This window comes from Klebsiella terrigena (assembly GCF_006539725.1).
Lineage (GTDB): Bacteria > Pseudomonadota > Gammaproteobacteria > Enterobacterales > Enterobacteriaceae > Klebsiella > Klebsiella terrigena.
This window is the reverse complement of the sequence record NZ_BJNO01000001.1, coordinates 102,109-114,956: the sequence shown is the minus strand read 5'-3', so window position 1 is coordinate 114,956 and position 12,848 is coordinate 102,109. Positions and strand designations below refer to the sequence as shown.

The following is a 12,848-nucleotide window of genomic DNA, read 5'->3' as shown; positions in this document are numbered from 1 at the left end:
GCGAAACAGCGGTTTTTTAGTAGGTAATCCCCGGCGGATTGACCACCGACTGCGTTACCGCCTCCCCCTGTTCCCCCCAGCGCGCCAGCACCTGCTGGTACTCGCCGCGGGCTATCGCCCCGTCGAGCGCCGCCTGCAGCGCGTACACCAGGCCGCTGCCCTTTTTGGTGGTGGTGGCAACGTAAGCCTTTTTCGGCCCCAGGCCGACGACTTTGGTCGTGCCGGTCAGCGCCGCTTTGTAGGCCGCCACCGACTGCGGGCCAAAGAACACGTCGGCGCGTCCGGACTGAATATAGAGATTACCCGAGGCGTCGTCGGTCAGGTACACCGGCAGCGCCGGCTGACGCCCCGCCGCTTCGTTCACGGCGTTCCAGCCGAGCAGAATACGCTCCTGATTAGTGCCGGAACCGACGATCACCTTCCGCCCGGCAAGATCCGCCGCGCCGCTCACCCGGTCTATCGGGCTGGTGGATTTAACGGAAAAGGCCAGGGAATCGACGCGATAGGTGGCGAAATCGAATTTCTGCTTGCGCTGCTCGGTCACCGCGATATTCACCAGCGCCACGTCGTAGCGCCCGGAGGTGATGCCCAGCGGCCAGTCCTCCCACGCCGTCGGCACCAGCCGGAGCCGGAGCCCCAGGCTGCCGGCCAGCAGGCGGGCGATATCAGGATCGCTGCCGATACGCGTGCGGTTATCGCTCGCCAGCAGCGCCAGCGGCGGTGAATTCAACGCCGAGATAGCCACCGTCAGCGTCCCGGGCTCAACGAAGCGATAATTGGCCGGGATCTGCGCAATCGCCCGGCTGTCTGCCGTCACCGGCAGCGGCCGCTCGTTGGCCCGCAGGTTAATCTCCGCCTGCGCACCCGCCGGGATAATACCCATCAGTAATGCCAGAAGTCCTTTTCTCATGCCGGAAGCACCTTCGATAAAAATTGCCGCGTGCGCTGATGCTGCGGATGGTTAAGGACCTCATCGCTGCTGCCCTGCTCAATGATTTTACCATCGACCATAAAGACCACCTGATCGGCGACCTCACGCGCAAAACCAATCTCATGCGTCACCACCACCAGCGTGGTGCCGGAACGCGCCAGCTTCTTGATAACGTCAAGCACCTCGCCCACCAGCTCAGGGTCCAGCGCCGAGGTTGGTTCGTCAAACAGAATCACCCGCGGCTTGAGGGCCAGCGCCCGCGCGATGGCAATGCGCTGCTGCTGACCGCCGGAGAGATGCCGCGACCAGGCATCGGCTTTGTTGCGCAGCCCCACCACGTCGAGCAGATCGTAGGCCTGCTCGATGGCCTCCTTGCGGCTGGCCCGTCCGTGGGCAATCGGCGCCTCAATCAGGTTTTCCAGCACCGTCAGGTGCGGGAACAGGTTGAAGTTTTGAAAAACGTAGCCGACGTTCACGCGCTGGCGGAGGATCTCTTTTTCCTTCAGCTCGTACAGCCTGTCGCCCTGACGGCGATAACCGATATAGTCGCCATCAATTTGGATAAAGCCCTCATCAACCCGCTCGAGGTGGTTAATGGCCCGCAGCAGAGTGGATTTCCCCGAGCCGGAAGGCCCGAGGATCACCGTTACCGTGCCGGGCTCTATCTCAAGGGAGACATCGTCCAGCGCCTTATGGCGGCCAAAATATTTGCTGACGCCGGTAATCGAGATGTGGCCGTTATGAGAGTTGGGCATGGACGGGCTCCTGCGTCTGCGGTGAACGAGAGGCTTCGGCAACGCGAGTGCGGCGCGGGCTGTTTACCGCCGAGCGGCGCTCGCTGCGCGCCAGCGCACGTTCGACCAGATATTGGATAAGCGACAGTACGCTGGTGATCGCCAGGTACCACACCGCGCCGACCATCAGCAGGGGGATCACTTCCTGGGTGCGGTTGTAAATCATCTGAATAGTGTAAAACAGCTCCGGCATCGCCAGGACGTAGACCATCGCCGTCCCCTTGGCGAGGCTGATAATTTCATTGAAGCCGGAGGGCAAAATAGTGCGCAGCGCCTGCGGCAGAATAATGCGCAGGGTACGCCGCCACGCCGGCAGGCCGAGCGCCGCCGCCGCTTCATACTGACCGTGATCGACGCCGAGGAAGCCGCCGCGAATAATTTCCGCGGTATAGGCGCTCTGCACCAGCGTCAGCCCGACTACCGCGGTGGAGAACTGCCCCAGCACGTTGATGGTTTGATAGCTGCCCCAGCTGATGCTGGTAAAGGGAATACCGAGCGACAGCGTGTCGTACAGATAGGAGAAGTTGTAGAGAATAATCAGCACCACGATCAGCGGCAGCGAGCGGAACAGCCAGATATATCCCCACGAAAGGCTGCTCAGCAGCCACGAGGAGGAGAGCCTGGCCAGCGCCAGCAGGCCGCCAAAGATCACGCTCAGCACGGTACCGAGCAGGGTCAGCAGCAGCGTTTGCCCAAGCCCTTCGAGGATAACCGGATCAAAGAACCAGCGCGCGAAGACCGCCCACTCCCAGCGGGGGTTAAAGGCCACCGACTGCACGACGACGGCCAGCACCAGCAGCGCCAGCACCGCGCCGACGGCGCGCAGCGGATAGCGCGCCGGGATAACTTTTATCGTTTCAGATGTTTTCATCATTGCTCCTCAGGCGCTCTGGCCTAGCGCGCTAACCGCCAGCGCTTTGCTAAACCGCAGCCGTCCGTCATAGGGCGGCTGGCTGTACTCTTCCGGGTTGCGGTCGAGGTCGAACTGCGGCTCATAGCCCTGGCTCAGATAGAGCTTCACCGCCTCCGGCTGACGAAAGCCGGTGGTCAGGTAGATATGGCTGTAGCCCGCCAGCACCGCCCGACGCTCCAGCTCCTGCACCACCTTTGCCGCCAGCCCCTGCTGGCGCAGCGCGTGGTGGGTCCAGATGCGTTTAATTTCGGCGGTGTTGGCGTCTTTGGGCTTGTAGGCGCCGGTGGCGATAATCTCCCCCTCGCGCTCGAGTACGATAAACAGCCCCTGCGGCGCCAGATACCATTCGGTTAGCTCAACTTCGGCATCGCGGGAAAAATAGTCCCCGTAGCGCGAAGCGTACTCGGCAAACAGGCCGTCAATAACCGGCTGCAGCTCAAGGGCTTCGGGTGAAACATCGCGGAATACGTCGCTCATACTGACTCCTGTTAATCGCCCAGTCCGGCCGGATTAATCTCTGACTGCGGGATGCTCTCGACGCCTTCCCCCCAGCGGTTAAGCACTTTGGCGTAGTCGCCGCTCTGGATAGCGCCATTCAGCGCCGTCTGCACCGGGGTGACCAGGCCGCTGCCCTTTTTCACCGTCACCGCGATATGCGCCGCCTTCGGCCAGCCGCCATCGACGCTGCCAACCAGTTTGGTTTTGCCGGTGAGCGCCGCTTTCCATGCGCCAATCACGTTGGGGCCAAAGAAGGCATCGGCGCGGCCGGACTGCAGGGCGAGGGTCAGCGCGGCGTCATCCTTGGTGTAGATCGGGGTAAAGGGCTTCAGCCCCTTCTTCAGATTCTCCGCGTTCCACGCCAGCAGAATGGCCTCCTGGTTGGTGCCGGAGCCGACGATAATGCGCAGGCCGGCAATCTCCTCCGCGGTGTCAATTTTGTTCAGCGGGCTGGTGCTCTTGACGTAGAAGCCCAGCGAATCCTTGCGGTAGGTGGCGAAATCAAACTTCTCTTTGCGCTCTTTGGTCACCGTAATATTGCTGATCGCGGCATCATATTTGCCGGAGACCACGCCGAGCGGCCAGTCCTCCCACGAGGTCGGGACCACGTTCAGCTGCAGGCCGAGGCTATCGGCCACCAGGCGGGCGATATCCACCTCGCTGCCGAGCAGGGTTTTGTTATCGTCAGAAAAGACGGTGAGCGGCGGCGAGTTCAGCGCCGCGACCGCGACGGTGAATTTTCCCGGTACCGCGAGGCGCAGATCCTTCGGCAGCTGGGCAATCGCCTGCGGATTTTTTGCCGTATGCACCGGCGCTTTGTTGGCTTCGAGGCTGACCCCGGTGCCGTTGATATTGACGTTCTGCGCCCACGACGAAGCGCTTGCGGCCAGGGCGAACGCGAGGATAAGTGACTTTTTCTGCATAGCGGGTGTTCTCTTATTATTGTTTATTGTTGTTGGAATTGATTGACCGGCTCGGCCAGCCCTAAGCTTGCACGCAGGGTGGTGCCGGGATACTCCTCGCGGAACAGCCCCCGCTGCTGCAGAAGCGGCACCACCTGGTCAACAAAGCGCGGGAAGGCGTCCGGCGTGCCGCCCTGGATAATAAAACCGTCGGCGGCCCGCTGTTCAAACCACTGCTGCAAACCGTCGGCGACCTGCTGCGGCGTTCCGGAAAAGCGCGGACGCGGGCTGGCGGCTTCCAGCGCCACCTGGCGCAGGGTCAGGCCTCGCTCGCGGGCGCTGCGCTTGATCTCATCCGTGGTGCTGCGGAAGCTGTTTTGTCCGAGATCGCCGATGTCCGGGAACGGCGCATCAAGCGGGTACTGCGCAAAGTCGTGATGTTCGAAATAGCGTCCGAGGTAGTTCAGGGCATCCTCAATCGAGACCAGCGCGGCGGTGGTCTGATACTGCTGCTCCACGTCTTCGGCGCTGTCGCCCACGATGACGCTGACGCCCTGGAAAATATGCAGCGAATCTTCCTGACGGCCGTGCGCCGCGAGCTGACCTTTAACATCGCGATAAAACGCCTGCGCCTCCTCAAGCGAGTCCTGATGGGTAAAAATGGCGTCGGCATGGCTCGCCGCCAGCTTTTTACCATCATCAGAAGCGCCTGCCTGAAATATAATGGGGCGCCCCTGCGGCGTGCGGGCAATATTCAGCGGACCGGCTACCTTAAAAAAGTCGCCATGATGATCGAGGGCATGCAGCTTATTTTTATCAAAGAACTGGCCGCTGGCCTTATTGCGCACGAAGGCGTTCTCTTCCCATGAATCCCACAGCCCTTTAACCACCTTTAGATATTCGTCCGCGATGCGATAGCGCAGCGCATGGTCGGGGTGCTGAGCGCGGGAGAAGTTTTTTGCCGAGCCCTCCAGCGGCGAGGTGACGACGTTCCAGCCCGCCCGCCCCTGGCTGAGATGGTCGAGGCTGGCGAACTGCCGCGCGGTGGTAAAGGGCTCGCTGTAGGAGGTTGACAACGTACCTACCAGGCCGAGGTTGCGGGTCACCGCCGCCAGCGTGGAGAGCACCGTCAGCGGCTCAAAGCGGTTTAAAAAGTGCGGGATGGATTTCTCGTTAATATACAGGCCGTCGGCGACGAATATAAAGTCGAGCTTACCCTCTTCGGCTTTTAACGCCGTTTGCTTAACAAACTCAAAATTAATGCTGGCATCCGCCTGCGCTAACGGGTGACGCCAGGCGGACATATTTCCCGAGGCGCCGTGTAATATGGTGCCAAGACGCAGCTGTCGTTTTTCAGACATAGTTCACCCTTCCCTTGCCGGTAATTAAAATTTAAATTTGCTGTAAAGCCCGTTCCGCCAGGGTCGCAAAATAGCGCGCCGCCGGGGCGATTAAATTCTCATCCGGATTAAATCCGGGATGGTGGAGACCGAATTCGCTGGCGCTGCCGATGCTGACAAAGGCGCCGGGAATATGCTGCAGGTAGACGGCAAAATCTTCCCCGCCCATATGCAGGTCCGCGTGATGGGTGCGGTAGCCGACCTCGTCGGCAACCTCGCTGGCAAACGCCGCCCAGCGATCATCGTTCACCAGCGCCGTTGGCCCGGAGTACCAGAAAACGTCGATCTGCGCGCCGAAGGCGCTGGCAAAACCGGCGGCGATTTCGCTTACCCGCGCCTTCACCCGCTGCTGCACTTCGCTGCTGTGGGTGCGCAGCGTCCCTTCCAGCTCCACGCTCTCCGGCAGGACGTTCCAGGTGTTGCCGCCCTGGATCCGCGTCACGCTCAGTACCACCGAATCGAGGGTATTAACCTCCCGGCTGGCAACGCTCTGTAGCAGAGTGACCAGCTGGCTGGCAAGCAGGATGGCGTCTTTGCCTTCGTGCGGGCGAGCGGCGTGAGCGCCTTTGCCGGTGACCTTAAAGACGAAGCGATCGACGTTGGCATAAAAGGCGCCGCCGCGGGTGGCGAACTCCCCAACCGGCAGCCCCGGCTCATTGTGCATCCCGAAAATGGCCGCCACCCCTTCCAGGGCGCCGGCGCGGATCAGCGTTTTGGCGCCGCCAAAATTCTCTTCCGCCGGCTGGAACAGGATCCGCACCCGGCCCGGCAGCTGCGCTTCGCGCTCTTTGAGCAGCAGGGCGGCCCCCAGCATCACGCTGGTGTGAATGTCGTGGCCGCAGGCGTGCATCACGCCTTCGTTTTGCGAGCGATACGCGAGGCCGGTCGCTTCTTCGATCGGCAGCGCGTCAATATCCGCCCGCAGGGCAATGAGCTTTTCGCCGCTGCCCACCTCAACCACCAGGCCAGTTTTCAGCTCGTAGGGCAGCAGGCGCAGGCCGCCGCTTTGCAGCCAGTCGCGGATGCGCGCGGTGGTAGCCACCTCCTGCAGGGAGAGCTCCGGGTACTGGTGCAGCTCGCGCCGCCAGCGGATCAGCTGTTCAGCAAAGCTCATGGCAGCACCTCCGCACCCTGATGGGCCTGGGCCAGCAGGCGCAGCGAGTTGAGCCGCGCCTCACCTTCGGCGACCGGCGTATCGATGATGAATTCGTCAATTCCCCACTCCGCGTGCAGCTCGTCCAGCTGCGCTTTGACCTCCTCGGCGGTCCCGGCCAGCAGGGAGGATTCGCGGCGGGCGATGCGCGTTGGGGCGCTCCCCGCCTGGCGGGCAAAGGCGATCCCCTGAGCCTCGCTGCCAACGGTCACCCGCTGGCCGTTTTCCAGCTCCACGCCCCAGACCTCAACCTGCTGCGCGAGATCCCGCGCCGCCGCGCGATCCTCGGCGACGATCGCCTGCACGGCGATAATGGCATCCCGGCGGCTCAGCGTGCGCCAGCGGGTCAGCACCTCGCGAAGCAGCGCTTTATCGCCGTTAAGGTGGGCGGCAAAGACAAAGTTCCAGTCAAGCTGGGCGGCGAGACGAGCGCTCTCAAGGCTGGCGCCGAGCAGGAAGCCGTCCGCGCGCCGGGGCGGGATCGGCGTTGCCCGCACGCTCTCTTCGCCTTCAGCCTCGGTCAGCGACAGCCAGTTATCAAGCTGGGCCAGCTGGTCGGCAAAGGTGCCCTTATCTTCCTGATTCAGCCCCTGCTGCAGCGCGCGGGTGGAGAGCGGCATGCCGCCGGGCGCTTTGCCGACGCCAAGATCCACCCGGCCCGGCGCAATAGAGGCCAGCAGGTTGAAGTTTTCCGCGACTTTATAGGGACTGTAGTGCTGGAGCATCACCCCGCCGGACCCGACGCGAATCTGCCGGGTCTGGCCGAGGATCCAGGCGATCGCCAGCTCCGGCGACGGGCTGGCTAATTGATCGGTATTATGGTGTTCGGCTATCCAGAAGCGATGATATCCCCAGGCCTCAGCCTGTTGCGCAAGGGTTAAAGTTCGGGTCAGTGCCTGAGCGGCCGTTTCCCCAGCCCCAAGCGGACTTTTATCCAGAATACTGATTCGATAAGACATTTCGCAGACTCGTATTAACTAACGTGTCTGCATTATTAGAATCTGGGGAGGCGGCTGAGAAACAATTTATTTACATGTGCTCTGCCGGAAAATAGATATACGGGCTTAATGCTGAGCAGGCTGCGCTGTCAACTGGCGGAGAAAATCCTCCGTCTGACGCCGGTTACGCAGGCGCACAAAGCGGATATGCTGCCAGGCCGGGTCGGCCATATCGGCAAGGTAGCGCTGGCGATTGTGACGCCAGGTTTTGATGGTCCACCAGATAATGGATTCGCGGCTAAAAAAGGAGCGACGGAAGCTTTCGCAGTTGCCGGTACCGGGCCACAGCTCCTGATGGCGGCTGGCGCGGGCGGCGGCGCGACACACCGCCTGCCGCAGCGTGCGGCAGAATCCGTAGTCGAGCCAGACCACCAGATCGACATCGCGCCATTTGATCTGACGGCTGCGGTTATAGTTGCCGTCCAGCACCCAGCCCGGCGCGGCGGTAGCGGCGGCTAATTTGGCGAAGAACGCTTCGTCCGGCGTGCCCTGCCACTGCGGAAGCCAGTAGAGCCGATCCATTTCGATACAGGGAAGCGCCAGCTGCCGGGCAATCCGCCGGGCGAGAGTCGATTTTCCGACGCCGCTGGTCCCTACTACGTTTATTTTCATCCTGCGCTCTCAGCCGTCCTTTGGGGTAAGAATATTAACCCACAAACGGCGCGTCGGGGATGAAAATTCCGGCTCAGCGCCTGCGCTACCCGGCTACGGTCGCGTTTAGCAGCCCTGGTACTGCTCGTCGCTGACGTGCTCCTGCCAGGTCACCGGGCTGCCGTTCTCCGCTTCGGCGATGGCAATATGCACCATGGCGGTGGTGCTGCTGGCGCCGTGCCAGTGCTTCACGCCCGGCGGGATCCACGCGATATCGCCCGGGTTCAGCGCCTGCGGCTCTTTATCCCACTCCTGCAGCCAGCCGCGTCCCTGGACCACAATCAGCGTCTGGCCCAGCGGATGCGTATGCCAGGCGGTACGCGCGCCGGGTTCGAAGGTGACCGTCGCGCCGCCCACTTTCGCCGGCTCGGTGGCCTGAAAAGGCGCGTCGATACGCACGTCGCCGGTAAACCAGTCTGCAGGACCTTTTCGTGATGGCTGTGAGCCGCTGTGGCTAATATTCATGATGCTCTCCTCTTAGGTGTTGCACTAAAGATAGCGCAAGCGCCGGGCCGCGATTAGACTGCAAAATAAGAAAGGAACCATGAGCCAAATTCATTAATCCGGAAAACGATGCTTAAAGACAATATTAACGACCTGCTGTCATTTATGGCGGTGGCCCGCGAGCGCAGCTTTACCCGCGCCGCCGCCCAGCTCGGCGTTTCCCAGTCGGCGTTGAGCCACGCCATGCGCAACCTGGAGGCCCGGCTCGACGTGCGCCTGCTGACCCGCACCACCCGCAGCGTCGCGCCAACCGAGGCCGGCGAAAGGCTGTTTCAGCGCCTCGGCCCGCATCTGCAGGAAATTGAGCAGGAGCTCAGCGCCCTGCGCGACACCCGTGAGCATCCGGCCGGCAATATCCGCCTTACCGCCGGCGAGCACGCCGCCAGCGCGGTGCTCTGGCCGACGTTGAAACCCTTTATGCTGCAGTATCCTGACATTCATATCGAAATTACCGTTGATAACGGCCTGACCGATATCGTCGATGGGCGCTTTGACGCCGGGATCCGCCTCGGCGAACAGGTGGCGAAGGATATGATTGCGGTGCGTATCGCCCCCGATATGCGCATGGCCGTCGTCGGCTCGGCGGACTACCTTGCGCGCTACGGCACGCCGCAAACGCCCTATGAGCTCGACCGCCACCGCTGCATTAATATGCGCTTACCAACCCTCGGCGGTATTTATGCCTGGGAGTTTGCGCACGAGGGGCGCGAAGTGCGCGTCCGCGTTGACGGACAAATCACGCTAAACAGCCTTCCGCAGCGCATAGATGCCGCCGCCGCGGGCCTCGGGCTGGCCTATGTCCCGGAGGATTCCGTTGCCGAAGCTCTCGCCGACGGCCGGCTGGTGCGGCTCCTCGAAGCCTGGACACCCTCCTTCACCGGTTACCATCTTTATTACCCCAGCCGCCGCCAGCACACCGCCGCCTTTTCCCTGCTTGTGGACGCTCTACGGCGCTGAACCCATTGATATATAAGCAAGTGCGGTGCAGAAATGTTTTACGTGCGTCACTATCACGTTGCGTGTAGGATGCTGCGCCATGCTCTGCTTATCTCCTACGCCAGAATGATGAGAAAGCCAGCATAACGTGCTGCCAGTCGGCGGTGCGAGGACCACTCATGGACATTGACAGGAAAATGGGTACATCAATGAATACAAAACACAACGCCGCGGCCGAGCATCAGGCCGCAAAACGTCACTGGCTCAACTCGCAGGAATCGGGTTACCACAAGGCAATGGGCAACCGCCAGGTGCAGATGATCGCCATCGGCGGCGCAATCGGCACCGGTCTGTTCCTCGGCGCCGGCGCGCGCCTGCAGATGGCGGGGCCCGCGCTGGCCCTGGTGTATCTGGTCTGCGGCCTGTTCTCCTTCTTTATCCTCCGCGCGCTGGGCGAACTGGTGCTGCACCGGCCCTCCAGCGGCAGCTTCGTCTCCTACGCCCGCGAATTCCTCGGTGAAAAAGCGGCCTACGTTGCCGGCTGGATGTACTTTGTCAACTGGGCGATGACCGGCATTGTCGACATCACCGCCGTGGCGCTCTATATGCACTACTGGGGCGCGTTCGGCGACGTTCCGCAGTGGGTCTTCGCCCTCGGCGCGCTGGCGATCGTCGGCACCATGAATATGATCGGCGTGAAGTGGTTTGCCGAAATGGAGTTCTGGTTTGCGCTGGTCAAAGTGCTGGCGATTGTTGCGTTTCTCGTGGTCGGGACCATTTTTCTCGGCAGCGGAAAACCGCTGGACGGCAACACCACCGGCTTCCACCTGATTACCGATAACGGCGGCCTGTTCCCGCACGGCCTGATGCCGGCGCTGGTGCTGGTGCAGGGGGTGGTGTTCGCCTTTGCCTCCATCGAACTGGTCGGCACCGCCGCCGGGGAGTGCAAAGAGCCGCAGACCATGGTGCCGCGCGCGATCAACAGCGTGATCTGGCGTATCGGCCTGTTCTACGTCGGCTCCGTGGTGCTGCTGGTGCTGCTGCTGCCGTGGAATGCCTATCAGGCGGGGCAAAGCCCGTTCGTCACCTTCTTCTCGAAGCTCGGCGTGCCCTACATTGGCAGCGTGATGAATATCGTGGTCTTAACCGCGGCGCTCTCCAGCCTCAACTCGGGCCTGTACTGCACCGGGCGCATTCTGCGTTCGATGTCGATGGGCGGCTCCGCGCCGCAGTTTATGTCGAAGATGAGCCGCCATCAGGTGCCTTATGCCGGGATTCTGGCGACGCTGGCGGTCTACGTCATCGGCGTATTCCTCAACTATCTGGTGCCGTCGCAGGTCTTTGAGATCGTGCTCAACGTGGCTTCGCTGGGGATTATTGCGTCGTGGGGCTTTATTGTGGTTTGCCAGATGCGGCTGCGTAAAGCGATCGAGGAAGGTAAGGCGGCGGAGGTGAGCTTCAAAATGCCGGGTGCGCCGTTCACTTCCTGGCTGACCCTGCTGTTCCTGCTCAGCGTGCTGGTGCTGATGGCCTTTGATTATCCGAACGGCACCTACACCATCGGTTCAATTCCGCTGATTGCGGTGCTGCTGGTCGCCGGCTGGTTTGGCGTTCGTCGCCGGGTAGCGGCGGTTCATAGCACCGCACCGGGTGCGCAGACGGCGCAAAAATAGCGCGATTGCGGTTTGGCCGAAACCGGTCAAACCGCACTTTTCAACGACGATCCAGACTTAGTTATCTTTAACCAGCTGCGAAACGTCGCTGCTGTTAATTTGACGCTGGTTGCCCGATTCGTCGGTGTAGCTGGTCATGCCGGTATCTTTATCCAGCTGTGGCTTGCCGTGGGTCACAATGGTCTGCCCACTTTTCGTTGTCATCACATAGTTTGAAGTACAGCCCGCCAGTAAAGCCAGCATCGCGCCGGCGCACAGAACCATAAATGGCTTATTCATATCGTCTCCAGAATGATTACCACTCTCCCGCAGCAGGCGGGAAAGCGCTGATTGTAAAGCCATTACGTTAATACGGCTAACAGGTGTTTGTAACAGAGGGTGATGCAGGCGAGCAGGAGGGGTCTCCCCCTCCGCTAAATCTTTACAGCGCGATGCGGATAACGTCATCCGGCTGAGTGGCTTCTTTCTGACGGGTTGATTCCTGCTTCACGCTGACGTACAGCGTTTTACCGTCGGCGGAGAGCGCGAGGCTGTTAGGGTAGGTTGGCGTTTTGATGGTTTTCACGACCTTGTAGGTTTTACCATCGATCACGCTGACTTCGCCGGCCTTACGATGGGTCACGTAGGCTTCATTGCGGGTTGGGTTGAACAGCACCGCCAGCGACTCCGGCGCGGCGATTTTCTCCAGCACCTTGCCGTCGCGCAGATCGACAACCAGCACTTCCGGCTGCTTGCCGTCGGTGACAAAGGCGCGATGGCCCGCGGTGTCGAGGCTCAGGTTCAGGTAGAAATGCTCCTTACCGTCATCCTGCAGCTTTTTACGGCTCAGAATTTTGTTGCTGTCGCTGTCGATAGTCAGCAGCTCGCCGTCGGCATTGGTGGTGTAAATGCGCTTCGCGTCAGCATCCACCGCCAGCCCGGTCGCCATCGCGCCGGTGTTGGTAATGGTCTCTTTCAGGGTCAGCTTGTCGCCATCAACCACCCAGATAACGCTCTCTTTACCCAGCCCGGTAATATAAACGGTGTTGGTCTTCTCATTCACCGCCAGCTCGCGCGGCGCCAGCGGGCGCACGGTTTCGCTGCGCTTGCGGGAGTCAAGCACCAGGCGGCCTTTCACGGCGCCGGTTTTGGCATCAATTGCGGTAACGGTGCTGTCGGTGGTGTTGCCAAACCACAGCGTCTGGGTCGCGTTGTTGATCGTCGCCCCGAACGGCTTGAGGTCGTTATGGATAACCTGAGTGACCTCCAGCGTCGTCGGGTCGAGGCGATAGACGATCCCGCCTTTATCCAGCGAACGACTTTGCGAAGTCGCGACCCATAGCGCATTTTCCTGCTGGCTATAAGCCATCTCGTATGCGCCCTTTCCAACCGCCTTGCGCAGCATTTCTTCCGCCGCGTGAGCGCTGAAGCTCCCCGCCAGCAGCAGTGAAGTTAACAACAGTGAACGGCGCAGACGCGGCGTGGACAGATGACGTAATGACATGACGACTCCCTT

At 61.2% G+C, this 12,848-nt stretch carries 12 protein-coding genes and 1 pseudogene; 2 read left to right on the top strand and 11 right to left on the bottom strand.

Annotated features, from left to right (window positions below; translation table 11 throughout):
- Positions 1 to 16 precede the first annotated feature (16 nt).
- From RTE01_RS00550 to RTE01_RS00505, 9 genes and pseudogenes are all read right to left on the bottom strand, one after another.
- Complete coding sequence (locus tag RTE01_RS00550) at positions 17 to 883, bottom strand: transporter substrate-binding domain-containing protein (protein ID WP_141334655.1); 867 nt, start codon at positions 881 to 883, stop codon at positions 17 to 19.
- A 23-nt stretch (positions 884 to 906) separates the two neighbouring features.
- Positions 907 to 1,686, bottom strand: a complete 780-nt coding sequence (locus RTE01_RS00545) for an amino acid ABC transporter ATP-binding protein (protein WP_041145377.1) — start codon at positions 1,684 to 1,686, stop codon at positions 907 to 909.
- On the bottom strand, positions 1,670 to 2,596 hold the full coding sequence (locus tag RTE01_RS00540) for an amino acid ABC transporter permease (RefSeq protein ID WP_041145376.1): 927 nt from the start codon (positions 2,594 to 2,596) through the stop codon (positions 1,670 to 1,672). Before RTE01_RS00540 ends, RTE01_RS00545 begins: the two co-directional genes overlap by 17 nt.
- Positions 2,597 to 2,605: 9 nt before the next feature.
- Positions 2,606 to 3,115, bottom strand: a complete 510-nt coding sequence (locus RTE01_RS00535) for a GNAT family N-acetyltransferase (protein ID WP_041145375.1) — start codon at positions 3,113 to 3,115, stop codon at positions 2,606 to 2,608.
- An 11-nt stretch (positions 3,116 to 3,126) separates the two neighbouring features.
- Positions 3,127 to 5,399 (bottom strand): annotated as a pseudogene (locus tag RTE01_RS26305) (NtaA/DmoA family FMN-dependent monooxygenase).
- A gap of 31 nt (positions 5,400 to 5,430) precedes the next feature.
- The gene (locus RTE01_RS00520) at positions 5,431 to 6,552 is read right to left on the bottom strand and encodes an amidohydrolase (protein ID WP_134525827.1); all 1,122 of its coding nucleotides are present in this window, start codon (positions 6,550 to 6,552) and stop codon (positions 5,431 to 5,433) included.
- The gene (locus RTE01_RS00515) at positions 6,549 to 7,550 is read right to left on the bottom strand and encodes an LLM class flavin-dependent oxidoreductase (protein ID WP_134525825.1); all 1,002 of its coding nucleotides are present in this window, start codon (positions 7,548 to 7,550) and stop codon (positions 6,549 to 6,551) included. Before RTE01_RS00515 ends, RTE01_RS00520 begins: the two co-directional genes overlap by 4 nt.
- Positions 7,551 to 7,655: 105 nt before the next feature.
- Complete coding sequence (locus RTE01_RS00510; RefSeq protein WP_041145370.1) at positions 7,656 to 8,201, bottom strand: P-loop NTPase family protein; 546 nt, start codon at positions 8,199 to 8,201, stop codon at positions 7,656 to 7,658.
- 105 nt (positions 8,202 to 8,306) lie between these two features.
- Positions 8,307 to 8,705: a (R)-mandelonitrile lyase gene (locus tag RTE01_RS00505; RefSeq protein ID WP_115192862.1), complete on the bottom strand. Its 399-nt coding sequence runs from the start codon at positions 8,703 to 8,705 to the stop codon at positions 8,307 to 8,309.
- 108 nt (positions 8,706 to 8,813) lie between these two features.
- On the opposite strand from RTE01_RS00505, the gene RTE01_RS00500 reads away from it, so the two are divergent.
- Positions 8,814 to 9,701, top strand: a complete 888-nt coding sequence (locus RTE01_RS00500; protein WP_115192863.1) for a LysR family transcriptional regulator — start codon at positions 8,814 to 8,816, stop codon at positions 9,699 to 9,701.
- A 188-nt stretch (positions 9,702 to 9,889) separates the two neighbouring features.
- Entirely contained in the window at positions 9,890 to 11,353 is a 1,464-nt protein-coding gene (gene ansP, locus RTE01_RS00495; protein WP_115192864.1) for an L-asparagine permease, read from the top strand.
- A 57-nt stretch (positions 11,354 to 11,410) separates the two neighbouring features.
- On the opposite strand, the gene RTE01_RS00490 is transcribed toward ansP, so the two are convergent.
- On the bottom strand, positions 11,411 to 11,632 hold the full coding sequence (locus RTE01_RS00490; RefSeq protein WP_041145366.1) for a YgdI/YgdR family lipoprotein: 222 nt from the start codon (positions 11,630 to 11,632) through the stop codon (positions 11,411 to 11,413).
- Positions 11,633 to 11,774: 142 nt separating this feature from the next.
- Positions 11,775 to 12,836, bottom strand: a complete 1,062-nt coding sequence (yncE, locus tag RTE01_RS00485) for a 7-bladed beta-propeller protein YncE (RefSeq protein WP_076947241.1) — start codon at positions 12,834 to 12,836, stop codon at positions 11,775 to 11,777.
- Positions 12,837 to 12,848 lie beyond the last annotated feature (12 nt).